At 36.9% G+C, this 22,153-nt stretch carries 16 protein-coding genes; 3 read left to right on the top strand and 13 right to left on the bottom strand.

Features of this window, described 5'->3' with window-relative positions; genetic code table 11:
* Positions 1–10: 10 nt before the first annotated feature.
* From DK865_RS03335 to betI, 7 genes are all read right to left on the bottom strand, one after another.
* Positions 11–1,933, bottom strand: a complete 1,923-nt coding sequence (locus DK865_RS03335; protein ID WP_109391193.1) for a dynamin family protein — start codon at positions 1,931–1,933, stop codon at positions 11–13.
* On the bottom strand, positions 1,911–4,031 hold the full coding sequence (locus DK865_RS03330) for a hypothetical protein (protein WP_109391192.1): 2,121 nt from the start codon (positions 4,029–4,031) through the stop codon (positions 1,911–1,913). Before DK865_RS03330 ends, DK865_RS03335 begins: the two co-directional genes overlap by 23 nt.
* A 383-nt stretch (positions 4,032–4,414) precedes the next feature.
* Positions 4,415–5,692, bottom strand: coding sequence for a cytosine deaminase (locus tag DK865_RS03325; protein ID WP_023581999.1), 1,278 nt, complete (start codon positions 5,690–5,692; stop codon positions 4,415–4,417).
* A complete protein-coding gene (gene codB, locus DK865_RS03320) occupies positions 5,682–6,932 on the bottom strand; it encodes a cytosine permease (RefSeq protein WP_109391191.1) in 1,251 nt (416 codons plus the stop codon). Before codB ends, DK865_RS03325 begins: the two co-directional genes overlap by 11 nt.
* A 375-nt stretch (positions 6,933–7,307) precedes the next feature.
* Entirely contained in the window at positions 7,308–8,978 is a 1,671-nt protein-coding gene (betA, locus tag DK865_RS03315) for a choline dehydrogenase (RefSeq protein ID WP_109391190.1), read from the bottom strand.
* A gap of 39 nt (positions 8,979–9,017) precedes the next feature.
* Positions 9,018–10,493 (bottom strand): betaine-aldehyde dehydrogenase, encoded by a 1,476-nt coding sequence (gene betB, locus DK865_RS03310; protein WP_109391189.1) that lies wholly within the window; start codon positions 10,491–10,493, stop codon positions 9,018–9,020.
* 24 nt (positions 10,494–10,517) lie between these two features.
* A complete protein-coding gene (gene betI / locus DK865_RS03305; protein ID WP_023581996.1) occupies positions 10,518–11,120 on the bottom strand; it encodes a transcriptional regulator BetI in 603 nt (200 codons plus the stop codon).
* A 209-nt stretch (positions 11,121–11,329) separates the two neighbouring features.
* Here betI and DK865_RS03300 point away from each other — a divergent pair, with 209 nt between their 5' ends.
* On the top strand, positions 11,330–13,372 hold the full coding sequence (locus tag DK865_RS03300) for a choline transporter (RefSeq protein WP_109391188.1): 2,043 nt from the start codon (positions 11,330–11,332) through the stop codon (positions 13,370–13,372).
* Between the two features lie 77 nt (positions 13,373–13,449).
* Here DK865_RS03300 and DK865_RS03295 read toward each other — a convergent pair whose 3' ends face one another.
* Positions 13,450–14,064, bottom strand: coding sequence for a LysE family translocator (locus DK865_RS03295; protein WP_109391187.1), 615 nt, complete (start codon positions 14,062–14,064; stop codon positions 13,450–13,452).
* A gap of 204 nt (positions 14,065–14,268) precedes the next feature.
* Between DK865_RS03295 and DK865_RS03290 the strand changes: the two genes are divergently transcribed.
* Positions 14,269–15,144: a LysR family transcriptional regulator gene (locus DK865_RS03290; protein WP_023581993.1), complete on the top strand. Its 876-nt coding sequence runs from the start codon at positions 14,269–14,271 to the stop codon at positions 15,142–15,144.
* Positions 15,145–15,303: 159 nt separating this feature from the next.
* Complete coding sequence (locus DK865_RS03285; protein ID WP_109391186.1) at positions 15,304–16,461, top strand: pyridoxal phosphate-dependent aminotransferase; 1,158 nt, start codon at positions 15,304–15,306, stop codon at positions 16,459–16,461.
* 86 nt (positions 16,462–16,547) lie between these two features.
* Here DK865_RS03285 and oppF read toward each other — a convergent pair whose 3' ends face one another.
* The 5 genes from oppF to oppA all read right to left on the bottom strand — a co-directional run bounded on the left by oppF (position 16,548) and on the right by oppA (position 22,113).
* Positions 16,548–17,555, bottom strand: coding sequence for a murein tripeptide/oligopeptide ABC transporter ATP binding protein OppF (oppF, locus tag DK865_RS03280; protein ID WP_109391185.1), 1,008 nt, complete (start codon positions 17,553–17,555; stop codon positions 16,548–16,550).
* A complete protein-coding gene (gene oppD / locus DK865_RS03275) occupies positions 17,552–18,538 on the bottom strand; it encodes an ABC transporter ATP-binding protein (protein ID WP_109391184.1) in 987 nt (328 codons plus the stop codon). Before oppD ends, oppF begins: the two co-directional genes overlap by 4 nt.
* A gap of 10 nt (positions 18,539–18,548) precedes the next feature.
* Positions 18,549–19,457 (bottom strand): oligopeptide ABC transporter permease OppC, encoded by a 909-nt coding sequence (gene oppC / locus DK865_RS03270; RefSeq protein ID WP_023581989.1) that lies wholly within the window; start codon positions 19,455–19,457, stop codon positions 18,549–18,551.
* Positions 19,458–19,475: 18 nt separating this feature from the next.
* Entirely contained in the window at positions 19,476–20,396 is a 921-nt protein-coding gene (oppB, locus tag DK865_RS03265) for an oligopeptide ABC transporter permease OppB (RefSeq protein ID WP_023581988.1), read from the bottom strand.
* A 79-nt stretch (positions 20,397–20,475) separates the two neighbouring features.
* The gene (gene oppA, locus DK865_RS03260; protein ID WP_023581987.1) at positions 20,476–22,113 is read right to left on the bottom strand and encodes an oligopeptide ABC transporter substrate-binding protein OppA; all 1,638 of its coding nucleotides are present in this window, start codon (positions 22,111–22,113) and stop codon (positions 20,476–20,478) included.
* Between the last annotated feature and the right edge of the window lie 40 nt (positions 22,114–22,153).

Here is a 22,153-nt window from a genome sequence, read left to right as displayed (position 1 = left end):
ACTTATCTCATTACATTAAAGGTTCTAAATTTTTTATATATAAAAAATCTTTTCTTAAAATACGGATTAAAAAAAGGTAAGAAAGTTGTTTTTCTCTATTTCCTTCACTCTTTTTAAAAAGAGTAGTTAATTCATGTTCTCTTTTTTTATATGAGTTATAGATATGAATATTGAAAAAACGACTATTTGAAATTTTTTCATCGAGTTGTAACAATTTAAATTTAAACACTTCGTTCACGGAAGACAATTCTTCTTTTTTTTCGAAAATATGCTGCTCATTTTTAGTGATAAAATATTGACTTTCCTCTATTTTTCTTGATATTGATCGTTCTTCGATTTTCTTTTTCTTTTTCTGTTTATTAAGAAAAGCATCTATAACTGATTGGGTTGCTTCAAATAATTCCTTTTGTGCTTCCTTAATCGCGGAGTGTATTGAAGAAACATCGTTATCATAATTACTATCAAAAAAATAGCGATCTATAGTATAATCGTCTAACTTATGGTATATAGAATAAAAACAGTCTAATGGATCATTTAAATATTTATTTGGATCATCCTCACTTTCAATTATTTTATAATTAAAATCGAGCCAATCATTGTAACTATCAATTATCTTCTGCTTTTCATTTAAAAGAAAAGCTTTCAAAATTCCTACTGATTTATTGCTACTGCTGAGATAATCAATGGATTGAAAACAAATAGGTTCAAGTTTCTTATTTTCATAAGAAAGTATTTTTTTCTTTTTTCTATTTTCTTTTAACGATTTGGAGATATCATCAAGTTCATTTTTTATTCCTTCAATTTTATTTTTATTTTCTCGATAATACGTTTTTTTACTTTCAATTTTTCCATCTATTTCATTTATCTCTTTGGTTAATTTATCTATATAAATATTATACTCTTCAATTTCTTTTTCTCTTTGTTGTTTTAAATATTCAGGCAACATATAACCTGTTTTTAAACGCGATAAAGGATTCATTGAATTTTCAATATCTTGGTATAATTTATTTAAAATGACTTTCCTTAACTGAATGCTTCTCTCTGTAAATTTATCATTACCTTTTATAAGACTATTCCAACTGCGACCACATTCAATAGGATATAGTTGTTCTTTAATACTTTGAGGTAATCTCAATTCCATTGTATTGATTTGTTCAAATATATAATCATTGAACGATTCTAATGAGTTGATATCATTATTAATGATTTTATCTTTTATCGATGCATTAGAAAAACTATGAGTTAAAATAACTTTATAAACTGTCGAATTAAAATACCAAGCTGATAACAATGGATTATCTAGTTCTTCATTTTTCAAAAAACCTAAACCATCAATTTTTCCTACCAGGAAGATCATATCCGCAGCGCTAATATAATTTCCAACAAGCTCTTTTACATAGCTATTTTCATTTTTGTTTCGTGCATTAATTCCTGGTAGATCATGAATAAGCAGATCGACGGCGTGATTAGCATCGGGTATAAAGTAAATATTTGGAATAAAAACATCTATTGTTGATATTTCTTTCGTTTTACCCTTTTCGACTTGAGTTCGTAACTCTTTTAATATCAATAATGCTTCTTCGTCATTAAACTGCTCTTCGCCCTTTTTTCTATGACTAAAATGCCAATATTGATCATCAGAGCGCCGATAGCGAGATGAACGTGAAGTTGCAGAATTACCTAATGTTTGCCCTGCCCTTAATACTTTATCAACTTGAGAAATTTTATTTTCATCAACACCTAACAACGTTAATATAAACGTTGTTTTTCCTACTTGTGTAGAGCCATAAATAATAATTGATGCTTGCTTTTTATTATTTAAATGCGTATTTATTAACCTATCAGAGTCAAATTTTTCAATAAAACTTTGATACGCATTTTCGGCCCATAATAAGCGTTCGGAATAAATATCATGCCAAAATGTTTGTTGCATCGATTAAATGTTCCTGAAGTGCTTTTTGAATGCTTTCTAAACGTATTCTGGCTAATGCCATATCACTTTTTAACGATAAATTATCAGGAATATCATAAAGTTGCTTTAGATTATTTTCGATAATTTCTCTTAAATCAGCCATTGCATCTGCATAAATGCTAACAACATGTTGTATATAACTGGTTTCAAAATTAAGCATTGTACTTTTAATAAATTGAATTTGAACTTGATCCGATTCTCTCACAATAGATGTTAATTGATAAAATGTATAAGCAGCTGTTATTGCTACCGCAGCTTTTCCTAAAATAGCAATAGGTGAAAATTTTGTATCAGGTTCAGGTTCATATTTTCCATCTAACTTACCATCTGCCAGATCTAACCCTAACAATACCGCTATTGAATTCTTGATTGGTGTGATTTGTTCTGTTCCATCAAAAAGTTTTTCTAGAAAGGTTTGAGGATTACATTCATTTGGATAAATGGTATCCGTTTCATTTTTTTCTGAAAGAATTAAATTTCCACGCATAAATTCCATGGCAAGTACGGGTATTAATGCCATTGCAAGTTTTTTATCTTGTGCTTGTATTTCATCTAAATCTTGCTTTTTCCCATATAGAAAACTTTCTAATGTTTTTAGAGGCATTTCTTTTACAGGAAGATTTTCAAGAGTATTATTACTATAGTTTAAAAGCTGATTAACTGATGTTGTTCTATTTTCAATCAGAAGATCATCGGCTTTACTGGTAATAAATCCATTCAGCCTAAATTCTGTACCATTTAAATGGGTTATTACATTACCAGTAATAATATTAATATTTTTTTTACTGTATTTATCTTTCCAAGCATCTTCAACTCTTTTCAGCCTTTCTCTTTGAATATCTTGCCCTTGCAGTGATAATCTTCGTCCTAAAATTTTAAGATTATTAAAAAAGCCCTCTTCTTCCTCTTTATATTTTTCTTCGCATGCATTTATTGCTGCTTGTGTATGATAACGAATATTATCTTTTAGTTTCTTGCGTAATTTTGTATTATATTTTTCGACATTTTTATCAAATTCATTTAAAAGTTCCTCAACAATACCTAATTTTCCATCATGTTTTTGGTTACAATCGCTGTTTAAATCATCAATTGTGGATAATATTCTTTCGATATCTTCATCTAATAATGTCTGAAATGCGTCAAGTAGATGCGTTTCTGTTTTTGAAGTCGAATGAATATATTTATTAATAGCTTTTTCTAGCTGTGTTGCCCACTCCGTTTTATTCCCACTCCCTGTTAAAACGATATTATCTATTTTAATCTCATGATTTTTTTCATTATATTCTTTATTAAAAACACCCGATGCAGTATTTGCTAATTGTATTTTGTCTTCTTGCGATATATTTTCGGTTTTCGTAACCGCTATAATAGGGCTTCGTTCAGAGAGAAAACAGGAAAGATCTTGTGTAATATATTGTTGGTTATTGTTAGCTAATAAAACACCATCTGTCGCAATAATGATCCCACTTGCATTTACAAAAATATGTTTCATCAGGTTTTGCCAAACATGATTTTTATAGTTTTCTTTTTCATAGCCAGGCAACAATACCCAATTCAATTTTTCCTTAATAAACGCTTTTTTACTTGGTATATATAATTTAGGGTAGAGAATACTTAAGTTTTCATTACTAAATTCAGTATTGAAATCATTCCAACCTTGCAATACCTGTTTTAGCTCTTCTTTGGTTATATTGTTTTTTTCTATAATTTTTCTTGTTTCTTTTTCTAAACAAACAAAAACTGCTTTAGGTTCAGTCAATTGTTCATCTTCAACTTGCTCAATAAATAAAGGGACTTGTTCACCTCGCCCAGGATTACCCTCTAGCCAGTCATTTGATATATTTAACATTTCCTTAACCAAGGTTGTTTTACCCGCACCTTGAGTTCCACCAATCGCATAAATATCTTTTTCTTGTAATAAAATCGTGAGCTCTATTTTTCTAATTACATTGACAATATGCTCAATCTCTTCTTTAGAAGCCTTATTTTCAATATAAATTGATAAGGTAAAATTTAATGCCTTTTTTAACTCGTTTAATAAAGATAAATTGATTTTCATTTTGTTATGCCTATTTTTCACCAGCCGACCAGTCTAAAAAATGCACCAATGTTATTTTTTTGTTAATAGTATTGGTAATGCTACCGCCATTATTTTGTCTAGTGGCAAAGTGTTTTGTTACTTAAAATATTTAACGAATGTAACCTTATAATATATCGTATATAGATAAAATAGTAATTTTAAATTAGGCAAAAATACGATTACTGTTTTAAATAAGATGTATTTAAATTTATTGATAGAATTACGTATTTCCAACTAATCAAATAAGAGGTGTCTTTTTTATTTATTTTTAGAAATTTAACTTAATAAAACAGAATAAAAAAGGATGACCCATAAAGATCATCCTTAGCCTATTTCTGTTATTACACTAAAATATGATGTGATTATTTATAATTAATCCGCGTTGGCTTGTCTAACATAATTTCTGTTTTTGCGGGTTCTGTTTGTGCAATGACTTTACCTTGACGAATGGAATAACGTACCGGTACTTGGCGACGTAAAGCGTCAAATCCATTATCTGCGGGTAAGATGATAAAGTTTGCACTGTTTCCTACTTCAACACCATAATCCGTTAAAGCAAGTGTTTTGGCACTGTTATGGCTAATTAACTGTAAGCCGTTATCAATTTGACCATAGCCCATTAATTGGCAAACATGCAGTCCCATATGTAAAACTTGGAGCATATTTGCTGTACCTAATGGATACCAAGGATCAAAAACATCATCATGACCAAAGCAGACATTAATATGACTTTCTAGCATCTCTTTTACGCGAGTAATACCACGACGCTTTGGATAAGTATCAAAACGACCTTGCAAGTGAATATTTACTAAAGGATTCGCCACAAAGTTAATACCTGACATTCTTAATAAGCGGAATAAACGCGAAGTGTACGCCCCATTATAAGAATGCATTGCAGTTGTATGACTTGCTGTCACCCTTGAGCCCATATTTTCTTTATGTGCTAAAGCGGCAACAGTTTCAACAAAGCGAGATTGCTCATCATCAATTTCATCACAATGAACATCAATTAAACGATCATATTTTTGTGCTAACGCAAAGGTTTTATGCAGTGATTCCACACCATACTCACGCGTAAATTCAAAGTGTGGAATAGCACCGACAACATCAGCACCTAATTTTAATGCTTCTTCTAATAAAGCTTCACCATTAGGGTAAGATAAAATGCCTTCTTGTGGAAAAGCAACGATTTGTAAATCAACCCAAGGTTTAATTTCTTCTTTCACTTCCAGCATTGCTTTTAATGCTGTCAGCGATGCATCCGAAACGTCAACGTGGGTTCTAACATGTTGAATGCCGTTAGCTATTTGCCATTGAAGTGTTTGCCATGCACGTTGTTTAACATCGTCATGAGTTAACAACGCTTTTCTTTCAGCCCAACGCTCAATACCTTCAAATAATGTTCCCGATTGATTCCAATTCGGCTGTCCTGCTGTTTGTGTTGTATCTAAATGAATATGAGGTTCAACAAAAGGAGCGTGAACTAAACCACCTTGCGCATCTAATGCTTCAGGATGAAAATGATTTTCAGGTTGTGGCTCTATCGTTTCAATCTTGTTGTTTTTAAGCGTAATGCGCCATAAACCTTCTTTCCCAACGAGACGAGCATGATTAATTTGTTCGATATTCTTACCCAGCATGACTTATCTCCGCTTGTCGAGCTGCACGACGATTTAATATTGGATTTAACACAGCGTAACTCATTGCACCACCTAATACTGCATTAACTGGTACGATACCCGGTAACCAGTGTCCCGCCATAATACCAATTGCAACTGACAGTAACGCAACCCAGTTAACTGATTGCATTTTATCAATATTGAAAGTGTTATAACGCGCTTTATTCATCAGATAATCTGCAATAATAACCCCGCCGACAGGTGGAATTGCTGCAGATAAAAAGGTTAACCAGCCTACAAAGTTATTATAGAGCCATAATGCACACAGTGTACCGACAATGCCATTTATTACTGAAAGCGTCTTACTTGATAAGCCCGTAATATTGGCAAAACCTAATCCAGAGGCATATAACGCATTATCATTAGTTGTCCAAATATTTAAGCCGAGTACAACAATCGCTGGAAGCAATAGTCCTTGCGCAATCATCACATCCGAAATATCTGCCATTCCCAGTGAAGCCGCCCCAGCAGCACCAAAGACAAACATCAATGTATTTCCTAAGAAGAAAGCAATAATTGCGACAATCACTGCAACTTTAGGATTTCGTCCAAAACGGACAAAGTCAGCGGTAAGCGTTCCCGCACTAATAAATGATCCGACAACCATTGCCAGTGCTAAATTGAAATCTAGTGGCTGAGCCGGTTTAACCGCCATTAGCGTTGAAAGCCCACCCATATCATGTATAGCAAGATAAACAGAATAACTTCCAAGGATAGCGATAGCAGGAACAGCAATGACAGAGAGAATAGTGAGAGCGGAAATGCCGAAGAATACAGTGATGGTCATTAAAATGCCAGAAACGGCGATGAGAAGATTAATATCAATGCCTGTCGCTTTTCCTACTGGGATGGCAAACATTGCCACACCCACACCAAACCAACCAACCTGAGTACCACCGAGTAAAAATGAGGGAAGCCAAGAACCTTTAATACCGAAAGAGTAACGCGCGAGGAGATGAGTAGTAAGACCTGTTTTTGAACCAATAAAACCAAGAAATGCGGTGTAGATACCAAGAAGAAGATTACCAATTAGAACTGCGAGGAAGAAATCATTAAAGGAAAGACCAGTACCAAGAGCGCCGCCAGTCCACATACTGGCTGAAAAAAACGTTAATCCCAACATCACAAAGGTTAACGCTAATCCACCCTTTCTTGCGGATATGGGCACAGGGCCCTGACTATAATTGTTGTCCTGAGACACTTTAACCCCCTATTAATTTCACCAGGCCAAAAAAATCTGACGAATTCTATCTACATAAAAATATTATGCAAACGTTTTCGTTGTCTGTTAACGATAATTAATGGAATGCTTTATTTAACGCGAGTTGATATTCGTCACAAAAATGGCAGAACAATCGTTGTTTTACTTGAATTTATCTCGTTATTTCGAATACGAATTATAAAGTAATTTTATTTAGAAATATTTATGATAGGAATTAATCATATTCCCTTTTCCAAAAACTCCAATTTACATAAATATTTTTTATGTAAATTTTTAGTGCTATAAAAAGGAAATATTGATAAAAGCACAAAAGAGGAATTTTCATCCCTCTTTCGTATATTGTTAATGACTCACTTAAATTCGTCTTTTTACTGGCGTATTATCTGCAACATAGTATTTAGCCTGACTTTTAGGTAATGGCGGGAGCCCTTTTATCTTATCAGCTATCTTTTCTGCTATCATAATGGTTGTTGCATTCAAATTGCCCGTGATAATTAAAGGCATAATAGATGCATCAACAACCCTTATGTTTTCGATACCATGCACTCGCCCTTCACCATCAACAACCGCCATTTCATCTGTTCCCATTTTACACGTACCACAAGGATGAAATGCGGTTTCTGCTCGTTCTCTAATAAAGGCATCAAGCTCGTCATCACTTTGGATATGTTTGCCCGGACTAATTTCTTCTCCACGATAAGCATCTAATGCCGGCTGTGCCATAATTTCTCGTGTGATCCGAATCGCCGCTCGAAACTCTTCCCAATCTTGTTCTGTAGACATGTAATTAAACAAAATACTGGGATGTTGATGAGGATCTGTAGATGATAATCTTACACGACCTCTACTAAGCGAGCGCATTGAACCTACATGCGCTTGGAAGCCATGAACTTCTACCGCATTGGTTCCATTATAATTAATGGCAACGGGCAGAAAATGGAACTGAATATTAGGCCACGCAAACTGTTCACTAGAGCGAATAAAACCGCCCGCTTCAAATTGATTACTTGCTCCGATCCCTGTTCCTTGGAATAACCATTGCGCACCAATTTTAGGCTGGTTATACCATTTTAAAGCAGGATAAAGTGAAACGGGTTGTTTACATTCATACTGCAAATACATTTCTAAATGATCTTGAAGATTTTCCCCAACACCCGGTAGTACATGTACAGGTGAAAGATTAAATTCATTTAATACTGCCTCAGGTCCAATACCAGAACGTTGTAAAATTTGAGGTGAGGCAATGGCACCCGCACAAAGTAATATTTCTCGATTGGCTTTCACATGGTGAGGTGTAGTATTTTCCCCTGAAAAATAGCGAACACCAATGGCTTTTTTACCTTCAAATTCAATAATATCTGTCGTGGCATGAGTCTCGATCGTTAAGTTTTTTCGTGCTTTCGCTTGATCAAGATAACCTCTCGCGGTACTTGCTCGGCGGCCTTTAGGTGTAACCGTTCTATCCATGGGACCAAAACCTTCTTGCTGATAACCGTTAAGATCATCAGTTTTAGGATATCCCGCCTGTACGCCAGCCTCGATCATCGCATGAAAGAGAACATTATTACCTTTTTTGGGTGTTGTGACACTCACAGGCCCTTTATTACCATGGTAATCATTAGCACCAATATCACGCGTTTCCGCTTTACGAAAATAAGGCAAACAGCTTAAATAATCCCATTCTTCAAGACCGGGTAATTTTGCCCATTCATCAAAATCCATCGCATTACCACGGATATAACACATGCCATTAATGAGCGATGATCCCCCCAGTCCTTTACCACGACCACACTCCATGCGTCGATTATTCATATAAGGTTCAGGCTCAGTTTCATAAGCCCAGTTATATCGCCTACCTTGTAACGGATAAGCTAATGCCGCTGGCATTTGTGTACGAAAATCGAACCTGTAGTCCGGACCTCCAGCTTCAAGGAGCAGCACAGTAACTTCAGGATCTTCTGTCAAGCGGGTTGCAAGAACGTTACCGGCTGAACCAGCACCGATAATAATGTAGTCATAGACCATTGTTATCTCCTCTGTTTCAGTCATTAAAAAAAGAATGGATTAAAAAACGGATGAAAACTCCCCAAGTTCGATTTGAATAGATTTTATTTGCGTATAATTCTGTAATGTGACGAGTCCGTTTTCACGCCCTACTCCAGAATGTTTATACCCCCCAACGGGCATTTCTGCTGGAGACTCCCCCCATGTGTTAATCCAACAAATCCCTGCATCCAATTGGTGAATAACACGGTGAGCGGTTGTAAGATCTTTGGTAACAAGACCCGCGGCTAAACCATAAACGCTATTATTTGCGCGTAAAATCACTTCATCTTCGGTTTGATAACTCAGAATACTCATCACCGGACCAAATATTTCGTCTTGCGTAATTTGCATATCATCCGTGCAATCAGTGAAAACTGTCGGTGCAACATAAGCACCTTGCGCAAAATTACCGTCTAATAAACGATGGCCACCACACAGTAATCTCGCCCCTTGCGATTTTCCTAATTCAATATAATTCAAGACGTTTTCAAGATGAGGAAAGCTGACCAATGGTCCAAAATTGGTGTCCATTTCAAGAGGGGAACCGACTCGAATGCGAGAAACACGTTCAGTGATTTTGGCTTCAAATGCTTTTTTTAACTTTTCTGGTATAAATACACGCGTTCCATTAGTACATACTTGACCTGAACTATAAAAGTTAGCCATCATTGCAATATCAGCAGCAGTATCTAAATCGGCATCATCAAAAATAATTAAAGGGGATTTTCCACCAAGTTCCATTGTCACTTCTTTTAAACTTGATGCAGAAGCATTTGCCATTACTTTCTTACCTGTTTCAATTCCACCCGTAAAAGAAACTTTCGCAATGTCAGGATGTTGTGTTAACCATTGCCCCACCTTGGCTTTTCCAGTCACAACGTTAAAAACCCCTTTGGGTAATCCCGCCTCTGTGTATATTTCAGCCAGTTTTAGTGCGGTCAGTGAAGTCATTTCACTGGGTTTGAAGATCATGGCATTCCCTGCAGCAAGTGCTGGTGCAGATTTCCACAAGGCTATTTGAATGGGGTAATTCCATGCACCAATGCCTGCCACTACGCCTAATGGCTCACGGCGAGTATAAGCAAAAGCGGTTTCTCTAAGAGGGATTTGCGTTCCTTCAAGTGCGGGAATTAGACCTGCGTAGTACTCTAAAACATCAGCGCCTGTCACAATATCGACATAACGTGTTTCAGATAGTGGTTTACCTGTGTCTAAGGTTTCTAAATGAGCCAATTCATCATTACGCTCGCGTAAAATATCAACAGCACGTCTCAAAATTCGCGCTCGTTCCATCGCAGTCATTGCACACCAAATTTGTTGCCCTTGCTTTGCACTCTCGACAGCCCAATTGATATCTTCTTCACTTGCAGATTGTAAATGTGCAATCACTTCGCCATTAGCTGGATTAATTGCATCAAATTGTTCACATTCCGGCTCTGCACAATCGACATATCCACCATGAATATAGAGTTTATGTAACGGTGGGTTTGGCATACTTTCTCCTTGATTATTACTTTTTTAAGTCTTTATTTGACTCCGATTTGTCAGTTGCATATCGATATATTCATTAGTAATGGCTTTGGCTTCTTCCAGAGAGAAAGGTACGTTGCTCAGTGCACTTCGTAGCCATAAACCATCAATTAATGCAGCTAAACCTTTTGCTGCCAAACGTGCTTGATCTTTGGTAAGAACACGCCCAAACTCGTAACTTAAGTTGGAATAAAGCCTTTTATCATTAACCTTTTGTAAACGATTCAAATTAGGCTGATGCATACTACTCGCCCAAAATGCTAGCCATGTTTTCATTGCAGCTTCGCTGGTTTGAGTCGTATCAAAGTTACCTTCAACAATGGCTTGAATACGTTGCTTTGGGGTTGCATCACTTAACATTCTTAAGCGTATCGCCACTGCAAAACCTAATTGATACTGAATATGGCGCATGGCTGCTTCCAACAATCCATTTTTATCACGAAAATAGTGACTAATAATGCCGTTAGAAACACCCGCTTTTCGAGCGATCAACGCGATGCTCGCCTCTTGCATTCCAACCTCATTAATGACGGCTAATGTCGCTTGGATTAATTGCTGTTTACGTATCGACTGCATTCCTATCTTCGGCATGTTTTAAAGACCTAAAAAATACATTGAACACGGTTATTAAACGTTTTTTTAATTGAACATTCAATCAATATTAACTATTGTTTATCACAATTAATTTACAATTTGATTTAGGAGGACAGTGTGAAAATTTGAATCTTTGCAACTAATTCAATTAGTTAACAAAGAATGCAACTTTTAACTTTTAGATAAATAAATTTTTGGAATTTCTGATGACAACTCTTAACAGCACAAAAAAACCACAGAAAGATAAGCTAAACACTGTCGTTTTTTTCGCTTCCGCAACGCTAATTTTAGCGTTTTCTTTTTTCACTATTTTGATGACAGAAACAGCAAATACTTGGATTGTGGCAACACTGGGATGGGTATCAAAAACCTTTGGCTGGTACTATTTATTAGCCGCAACGTTATACATTGTATTTGTTATTTTTGTTGCCACGTCTCGTTTTGGAAATATCAAATTAGGACCTGAACAATCAAAACCTGAATTCAGTGTTTTAAGTTGGTCTGCAATGTTATTTGCAGCCGGTATTGGGATTGATTTGATGTTTTTCTCTGTAGCAGAGCCAATTACACAATATATGTTACCGCCAACTGGCGAAGGTGAAACAATAGAAGCAGCCCGTCAGTCGATGGTGTGGACTTTATTCCACTATGGCCTGACGGGCTGGTCTATGTATGCACTTATTGGTATTGCACTAGGTTATTTTAGCTATCGATATAATTTGCCGTTGACCATACGTTCTGCACTTTATCCTATTTTTGGAAACCGTATTTATGGTCCAATTGGTCACACCGTTGATATTGCCGCTGTATTGGGAACCATTTTTGGTATTGCAACAACGCTAGGAATTGGTGTTGTACAACTTAATTATGGCTTAAAAGTTCTTTTTGACTTGCCCCAAGGATTAGGTGTTCAAGGTGGATTAATTTTATTATCGGTAATTATGGCCGTTATTTCGGCAACGTCAGGTGTTAATAAAGGGATCAGGATTTTATCTGAACTCAACGTATTACTCGCATTGGGACTTATTTTATTTATCTTATTTGCCGGTGATACTGAGTTTTTATTAAATGCACTGGTATTAAATGTCGGTGATTATACGAATCGCTTTTTAGGTATGACATTAAATAGCTTTGCATTTGATAGACCAACAGATTGGATGAATAGCTGGACACTCTTTTTCTGGGCTTGGTGGGTTGCATGGTCACCTTTTGTGGGTCTATTTTTAGCACGGATCTCAAGAGGACGAACAATTCGACAATTTGTTATAGGTACCTTAATTATTCCTTTTGTTTTTACACTGCTGTGGTTATCAATCTTTGGTAACAGTGCTTTATATGAAGTGATCCATGGCAATAAAGAACTGGCACAAACCGTATTAGAAGCCCCCGAAAAAGGATTCTATTCATTATTAGAACTCTACCCCGGTTTTGGTTTAACCGCTTCTGTCGCCACCATTACAGGGCTATTATTTTATGTCACTTCTGCTGACTCCGGTTCATTAGTATTAGGTAATTTTACCTCCCAATTAAGTCATGTTAATAACGATGCGCCTAACTGGCTTCGTATTTTCTGGTCTATTGCTATTGGATTATTAACATTGGGTATGCTCATGGCTGATGGTATTTCTGCCTTACAAAATACGACAATAATAATGGGATTACCCTTTAGTTTTGTTATTTTCTTTATTATGGCTGGACTTTATAAGTCATTAAAAGTCGAAGACTTTCGACGTGTTAGTTCACTCAATACCAATGCCCCCGCTCCACTTTATGGTAATACCACGATGAATTGGAAACAGCGTTTAGGACGAGTGATGAATTTCCCAGGAACAACATATACACAACGCATGTTAGATTTAACCTGTATGCCAGCAATGCAAGATGTGGCTAAAGAACTTTTATTGCGAGGTGCTAAAGTCGAATTCAATTATTACCCAATTGAAGATAATGAACGCTTACATCATTTAGAACTTGTGGTCGATCTTGATCAAGAACAGAATTTTATTTATCAAATTTGGCCACAGAAATACTCAGTGCCTGCATTTACCTATCGTGCTCGTCGAGGTAAATCAGATTATTATCGTTTAGAAACGTATTTATGGGAAGGCACACAAGGGAATGACTTAATGGATTACACCAAAGAGCAGGTTATTACCGATATTTTAGACCAATATGAAAAACACCTGAACTTTATTCACCTCAGTCGTGAAGCACCCGGTGCGACATTAACGTTCCCAGAATCAAACTAAGTAGTGAATTAAAATATAGTCACTAAAAATAAAGAAAGGAGATCACTGTTTGATCTCCTTTTTATTCAACTAATTTTCTATTTTACTGAAATAAACAATAATCCAACACCCAAAAGAATTAATAATACACCAATAATTTTATCCGCAATTTTCTGATGAGAAAGTATTTTAGCTCGCAGACGCGGAGTGGAGAAAAAGAGAGCAACACAGCTAAACCAAATCCAATGAGCAATAGAGATAAACATGCCATAAGAAAGATTTACCCAAAGTGGATTACTTAAATTAGCCACTTGGGTATAAAGTGCAATCACAAATAACATTGTTTTAGGATTTAAAGCGTTAGTAAAAAAACCAACACGTAATGCCTGAAATACACTAGGCGCTGAATTTAACGCATTTTCAATCGTCAATTGTGTTTTATTGGTTAATGACTTAAAACCTAAGTAAATTAAATATCCCACTCCTAATAATTTCATAATAAAAAAGAGCGTTGGTGATCCCATAATAATAAAAGAGATACCAAATACGGTGTAAAAAACATGGACTTGTACTCCAATCGCAATCCCCATTGCTGTAATAAGTCCAACTTTCACGCCGTAGGAATAACTGTTTTTTGTCACCATAGCAAAATCAGGTCCAGGGCTAATCACCGCCAATATTGTGATCATTGCCACTGCAATTAGTTCACTCATTGTTTTCCTTTCTCTCATTGCTGAGTTAATTATAAGTAATAAAAAGTGACATAAAATACGTTCTTATTTTAAGAAAAAACCTTTTATCTCACTGGAAACCACTCTATTTTGCTAATTTGACTAAAAATAAAAAGCGATTTATCTTGCAGTATATCTGTGACTTTTCATCGTCTATTTTTATGACTTAATTTATGGTTTACTCCTATGAAAGTACCCTCTTTAACATCATTACGTTTTTTTAATAGTGCAGCAAAAACAGGCAGTTTTGTTAATGCAGCAGAACAACTTCATGTCACACATAGTGCGGTAAGCCGACAAGTACGATTATTAGAAGATGAATTAGGTATTCCTTTATTTGAGCGTCGTAATCGAGCGGTTTATTTAAATGAAGCAGGACGATATTTATATAAAACAACCTCTTCAATCTTTGAACAACTTGAAGAAACCGTCTCACATCTGCGTTCCCCTTTAAATAGCTCTGTGTTAGTGGTTTCATGTGAGCCCACTATTGCGATGAAATGGCTTATTCCTCGTTTATCTTATTTTTACGCTTTATATCCTGAAATAACACTGCATTTAGTTGCCGCGGGTGGCGCTATTGATTTCAATAAAGAAGGTGTCGATTTAGCATTTCGACGAGATGATTTTTTATGGCATAAGAATATTTATGCAATAAAAATATGTGATGAAAGAATTGCTGCTGTCGTAAAGCCGAATAATATCCATCATTCAAACAATCAATTAACAACATTATCGCGTCCGCAGGCTTGGCAAGATTGGTATCAATATTCAGGTATACACTCTACTTATCTCCATACCAGTCAGTATGAACATTTTTATCTTGCTATTCAGGCGGCTCTTGCTGGATTAGGTACAACCATTGCTTCTTTTCTTATGGTACAAGATGAGTTAAAAGATCAACAACTTATTGCCACACATGGATTTGTTAAAGATAACTCAAGCTATTACTTGCTCTCGCCTGATGAAATCATCCCCAACTCTAAACAAGATAAGTTTAAAAACTGGATCATTGCTGAAGCAGAAAAATGCGCAATAGAGACTGAAAGATCACAGGGATAATCATATTTTCATCTCAAAAGTACTCAGCTATCTGTTTACTCCCATAAAAAAAAGATGAATAAATAATTACTTTTTTATCATATTTATTTACTTTTATCTTTTTTTTAGTAATCTATGAGAACTAATAAAACATAGAATAGTTTACTTGGGAAACATAACATGAATCGTCGGTCATTTTTAACATCATCAAGCCTTGTTATTGGTGGATTATCACTCAGTTCTTTTGTAAGTTCTGCATATGCCAATGAGACATTAAAAAATAAATTGGTATTTAATGCAGAAAATCCGTTATTGCTTAATTTCAATGAAAACTCATTAGGTATGTCGCCCAATGCCCAAAAAGCGATTATTGATGCTTTACCCAATGCATTCAGATATCCAGATGATGCACGCAGCGAATTAATTAGTGAATTAGGGAAAGAATTTAAACTTTCAGATAAACATATCACTTTGGGAAATGGCTCATCAGAGACAATTCAAGCAGCCGTACAATTTGTGGCAAACAAAGCACAAAAAGAAGGTAAAGCCGTTCAGCTGATTGTTCCTGATCCGACATTTAACTATGCTGAGCTTTATGCCGAACCTTTAGGTGTAAAAATCGTTAAAGTCCCTGTTGATAAAACGCTGGCATTTGATTTAGCAACCATGCAGAAAAAAGCGCAAGAGTTTGATGGTATTAGCATGGTGTATTTATGTAATCCCAATAACCCAACTGCGATGTTAACCCCTAGTGCAGAACTATCGAATTGGGTGAGATCAGCAAAAGAGAATGTCTTTTTTATTATTGATGAAGCGTATGCCGAGTTTGTTTCTACCCCTGCATTTGTCAGTGCAATTACGCTCGTGGCTGAGGGTTATAAAAACCTGATTGTGACTCGTACCTTCTCAAAAATTTATGCATTAGCTGGACTTCGTGTGGGGTATGGGGTTGCCGTGCCTGAAGTGATTGCACAGGTTGATGTGTTTGTTTCTATTGATAATACCAATACTGCAGGTGCAGTTGCTGCATTAGCCTCATTAAAAGATAAAGCCTATGTGGAATATAGTCGTAAATCGATTGATGTTTCTCGTCAGATGGTGATTGATGTCTTAAAAGAGCTGGATATTGAATATGCCCCTTCTCATGCAAACTTTATTTTTCATAAAGTTAAGGGGGATGTAAAAACGTATCAAAATAGAATGAAAGAGGCGAATATTATGGTTGGACGTGAATTTCCGCCTGCTTTCGGTTGGAGCCGTTTAACTTTAGGCACACCCGAAGAGATGAGCTATTTCGTTTCTACATTAAAAACCTTTAGAACTAAAGGTTGGATTTAGTCTGATTAACACTTGTTTTATTGATGAAAATGCCCTTGTAAATAATATCAAGGGCATTTTCTTTGTTATTTAATCATTCAATTGCATTAAAGCGGATCTACTTTTAAGCAAGAGACAGCATGGCGGAAGCTCCCTTCTAATAAAGGACGAGTTTTGGCACATTCTTCATCCGCCATCGGACAACGTGTACGGAAAATACAACCTGATGGTGGATTAATCGGAGAAGGCAATTCTCCCTCTAATAAATCAATATGCTTGTTACGCTCTTTATCGGGATCAGGAATAGGCACTGCGGACATCAATGCTTTGGTATAAGGATGTAGTGGATGATGATAAACTTCATCATAGGTTCCTAATTCCACGGCATGCCCTAAATACATCACCAATACACGATCTGAAATATGTTTCACCACCGCCAGATCGTGAGCAATAAAGATTAAAGATAATCCCATCTCTTTTTGAATATCTTTCAGCAAGTTAACCACTTGAGCCTGAATTGATACGTCTAGTGCTGAAACGGGTTCATCACAAATGACTAATTTAGGTTCTAGAATTAACGCGCGAGCAATACCAATACGTTGACACTGTCCACCTGAGAATTCATGAGGATAACGGTTGATTAAGTTTGGTAATAATCCGACTCGCATCATCATGGCTTTGACTTTTTCAACCACCTGCGCCGGTTTCATTTTCGGGTGATAGGTTTTAAGCGGTTCAGCAATAATATCGCCAATCGTCATTCTTGGGTTTAAGGAAGCCAGCGGATCTTGGAAAATCATCTGGATATCTTGGCGAATATCGCGCCATTGTTTATTACCCATTCCCAATAAATCATTGCCTAACCAAGTGACTGTACCACCAGAGGCTTTGACTAACCCAATAATAGCTCGCGCAAATGTCGATTTGCCACAACCCGATTCACCAACAACGCCTAATGTTTCACCTTCATATAAACGCAATGTGACACCATCGACGGCTTTGAGGCTTTTTTTAGGTTGCCAGAACCACTGTTTATTATCTTGAACATCGAAGTAAACTTTTAAATCATTCACTTCTAAAATAACTTTTCTATCTTGTAATGTGGCTTGAGTCATACCAATTCCTCCACCGCTTTAAAACAGGCACGTAATCGCCCTTGTGCAAACTGCGCTAATTGAGGTTCACTCGTTAAGCATTGTTCTGTTGCATACTGGCAACGAGGTTGGAATGGGCAGCCTTTGGGTAAACGTAATAAATTAGGCGGATTTCCCGGAATGGTGGCTAGTCGTTCATCTTCACCGTCTAAGCGAGGAACAGCCTGTAACAATCCGATAGAGTATGGATGTGATGGTTGATAGAAGATATCTCGCGCTTTACCGTATTCCATGGTACGTCCTGCGTACATCACCAATACTTTATCGCAGATACCCGCCACCACCCCCAAATCATGGGTGATCATAATAATCGCCGTGTTTAAATCATTCTTAAGCTCATTGAGCAAGGTCATGATCTGTGCTTGAACTGTCACATCAAGTGCGGTTGTCGGTTCATCAGCAATTAACAGTTTGGGTTTACAAAGCAATGCCATCGCGATCATTACGCGTTGGCGCATACCGCCTGAAAACTCATGAGGATACATACTCATTCGTTTATGGGCTTCTGGCATTTTTACCGCATCTAACATGCGTACTGATTCTGCATAAGCATCATTTTTGCTCATGCCTTTATGCAACATTAATACTTCTATAAGCTGCGCACCGACTTTCATATACGGGTTTAATGAAGTCATTGGATCTTGAAATATCATAGAGATTTCTTCAGCACGCATTTTATTTAATTCGCTTTGGCGAAGATTTAAGATCTCACGACCATTAAAATTTGCGCTACCCGCGGTGCGACCATTTTTCGCTAATAATCCCATTAATGCGAATGCCGTTTGGGATTTACCTGAGCCCGATTCACCGACGATCCCTAGGGTTTCACCTGCCGCTAATTCAAAATTCAGTTTATTAACCGCAGTGACATCACCATCAGCAGTCCCGAAAGTCACGCTGAGATCTTTAACACTTAATAACGACTTATTTGTTGTATTTGTCATTTTGTTCTCCTTAACGATCTTTCGGATCTAATGCGTCACGTAAGCCATCACCGATAAAGTTAAAGCAAAACAGTGTGACAACTAAGAACGAAGCCGGGAAAAGTAACAACCAAGGAGAAACTTCCATTGAGTTTGCACCATCACTTAATAGTGCTCCCCAACTACTTAATGGCTCTTGTGTTCCTAAACCTAAGAAGCTTAAGAAGGATTCAAATAAAATCATACTAGGGACTAATAAAGAGGCGTAAACCACAACAACACCGAGTACATTAGGTACGATATGTCTTAACACGATATTGCGTGATGACACACCACAAACTAATGCCGCTTCAATAAACTCTTTACGTTTTAAACTTAAGGTTTGTCCTCTTACAATACGTGCCATATCGAGCCAAGATACCATCCCGATCGCAACAAAAATCAGTAAGATATTTTGACCAAAGAAAGTCACCAATAAGATCACAAAGAACATAAATGGGAATGAGTTTAAGATCTCCAGTAAACGCATCATTACAGAGTCAACACGTCCACCAATATACCCTGCCATTGCGCCATACAGCGTACCAACAATGACAGCAACAAAGGCAGCCGCGATACCAACCATTAATGAAATACGTCCACCAATCGCAACACGAACTAATAAGTCACGACCAGATGAGTCAGTACCAAAATAGTGAGAGGAGGCAAAATCAGGTGCCATTGACATCATTTCCCAATCGGTATCGTCATAAACAAAGGGCGATAGCATTGGGGCAAAAATAACAAATAATAAAATAAAGAAAAGTAATACAAGGCTCGTAATTGCCGCTTTATTGTGCATAAAACGACGACGAGCGTCTTGCCATAAACTACGACCTTCAATATCGAGCTGCTCCGAGAAATTCCCCAGAGCTTCGCTATTTTCCTTCAGTGATAACATAACGCGCTCCAGTGTCTATTAATAACGAATTTTCGGATCAATAACGGCATATAAAATATCGACAATCGCATTAAAGAAAATCGTTAATGCACCTACGATAATGGTTAAGCTTAATACCAATGAGTAATCTCGATTTAAAGCACCGTTAACGAACAATTGTCCAATACCCGGTAATCCAAAGATGGTTTCAATCACCATCGAGCCCGTAATAATACCGACGAATGCCGGTCCCATATAAGAGATAACAGGTAGCAACGCAGGTTTTAAAGCATGACGCAGTACAATTCTTTTCATCGGCAAGCCTTTCGCTTTTGCCGTTCTGATAAAGTTTGAGTGTAAAACTTCAATCATTGAACTACGGGTAATACGCGAAATACTGGCAATATAAGAAAGCGACAACGCAATCATAGGTAACAACATATATTGCACCGCGCCGCCATTCCAGCCACCAGCGGGTAGCCATCTTAAGGTAATGGCAAAAATAAGTACCAGCAATGGTGCGACAACGAAACTCGGTATTACAACCCCCGTCATGGCAAAAGTCATGACGGTATAATCCCATTTGGTGTTTTGATTCAGTGCGGCTATCACGCCTGCCCCCACACCTAAAATCACAGCAAAAATAAATGCCGACAGCCCTAATTTAGCTGAAACAGGGAATGCTTTACCGACTAAGGTGTTCACACTGTAGTCTTTATATTTAAAAGAAGGCCCTAAATCCCCTTTCGACAATTGAATTAAATAATCGAAGTATTGTTTATAAATGGGATCGTTTAAGTGATATTTCGCTTCAATATTTGCCATCACCTCTGGTGGAAGTTTTCTTTCCCCTGTAAAAGGGCTACCAGGTGCTAATCGCATCATAAAAAACGAAATTGTTATTAGAATAAATAGAGTCGGTATCGCTTCTAAAAAGCGACGAAAAATAAATTTGAGCATTGCCCGTTCCTATAACACAAACCTATTCAGGCATGACGATAAAAAGACCTTGTCTTACAGAAGACAAGGTCTCGCCCGATTACTTAGCAATAATGTACAAATCTTTAGTATGTAAATTATCTAATGGATCTTTACCGGAATAACCACCCACATAAGGTTTAACTAAACGGGTGTTTACATAGTAGTAAAGGGGAACAATCGCCGAATCTTTATCTAATACGCCTTCAGCTTTTTGATAAATAGCGGCACGTTCGTCATCAGATTTCACACGTAAAGATTCTTTGATCAATGCGTCAAATTCTGTGTTTTTATAGTGAACGGTGTTGTTACTGCTGTAAGACAGCATCATGTTCAGGAATGAAGAAGGTTCGTTATAATCCGCACACCAGCCCGCACGTGCAACATCATAAGTTCCTTGGTGACGTGTATCTAAGAACGTTTTCCACTCTTGGTTTTCAAGAGACACATCTGCACCTAAGTTTTTCTTCCAAATTGAAGAAGCGGCAATCGCGACTTTTTTATGTAAGTCGGATGTATTGTACAGCAGTTTAAATTTCAGTGGGTTTGCTTTGTTATAGCCCGCCTCTTCTAACAATTGGCGTGCTTTTTCATTACGTTGTTCTTGAGTCCACGTTGCAAACCACTCTGGTTTGCTCTCTTTAATTCCATCTGTAAATGGAGGGGTAAAGCCATAAGCTGGGATATCACCTTGGTTTTTCACTTTATAAGTGATGATATCTCTGTCCATTGATAATTTTAGTGCTTCACGAACACGCGGATCGTTAAACGGTGCTTTCTCATTATTAATTTCATAATAATAAGTACATAAATATGGACTTATACGCAATTCATCAGGGATCTCTTTTTTCAATTTTTGGAAAAGTTCGATCGGTAGATTGCTATATGTCATGTCGATTTCACCCGCACGATAGCGGTTTACGTCAGTGACTTCTGATGAGATAGGTAAAAACGTAACTTTATCAATAACGGTATTTTTGTTATCCCAATAAGTTGGGCTACGCTCTAAAACAATACGTTCGTTGACTGTCCAGTCTTTTAAATTATAAGCGCCGTTACCGACGAAATTAGCAGGTTGTGTCCATTTTTCACCAAATTTTTCAATGACTTTTTGGTTGACTGGCGACATGGAGGAGTGAGCTAATAGTTTTGGTAAATAAGGCACCGCTTCAGATAAAGTGATTTCTAATGTGTTGTTATCTAATGCCTTAACACCTAATTCGGTGGCTTTTTTCTTACCTGCAATAATATCGTCGATATTCACGATATGTGCATATTGCAGATAGCTTTCATAAGGAGAAGCTGTATTAGGGTCCGCTAAACGTTGCCAACTATAAACGAAATCTTGTGCGGTAACAGGGTCGCCATTTGACCATTTAGCGCCTTCGCGAATTTTGAATGTCCAAACAGTAAAATCTTTATTTTCCCAGCTAGTTGCTGAACCGGGTAAAATTTCACCATCTGGACCAACAATAGTCACACCTTCGAAAAGATCACGCGCTAATGCAGATTCAGGTACACCTTCGATTTTATGAGGGTCAAGTGATTGTGGCTCAGAGCCGTTATTGCGCACCAGCACTTGTTTTTCAGCCAATTTCACCCCGTCTGGAACAACAGCGGCATGAGCCGTTAGTGCTGACAATCCAAAGATTGCGCTTATTGCAATCGCCAACGCACTCTTTTTAGTTAAATTACTCATCTTATAAAATACTCCCAGTTAGTGAGTTGGTTGTTAGACA

Source organism: Proteus cibi (genome assembly GCF_003144405.1).
Taxonomy (GTDB): Bacteria; Pseudomonadota; Gammaproteobacteria; order Enterobacterales; family Enterobacteriaceae; genus Proteus; species Proteus cibi.
The sequence above is the reverse complement of the archived record's forward strand: the minus strand, read 5'-3'. Positions and strand labels throughout refer to the sequence as shown.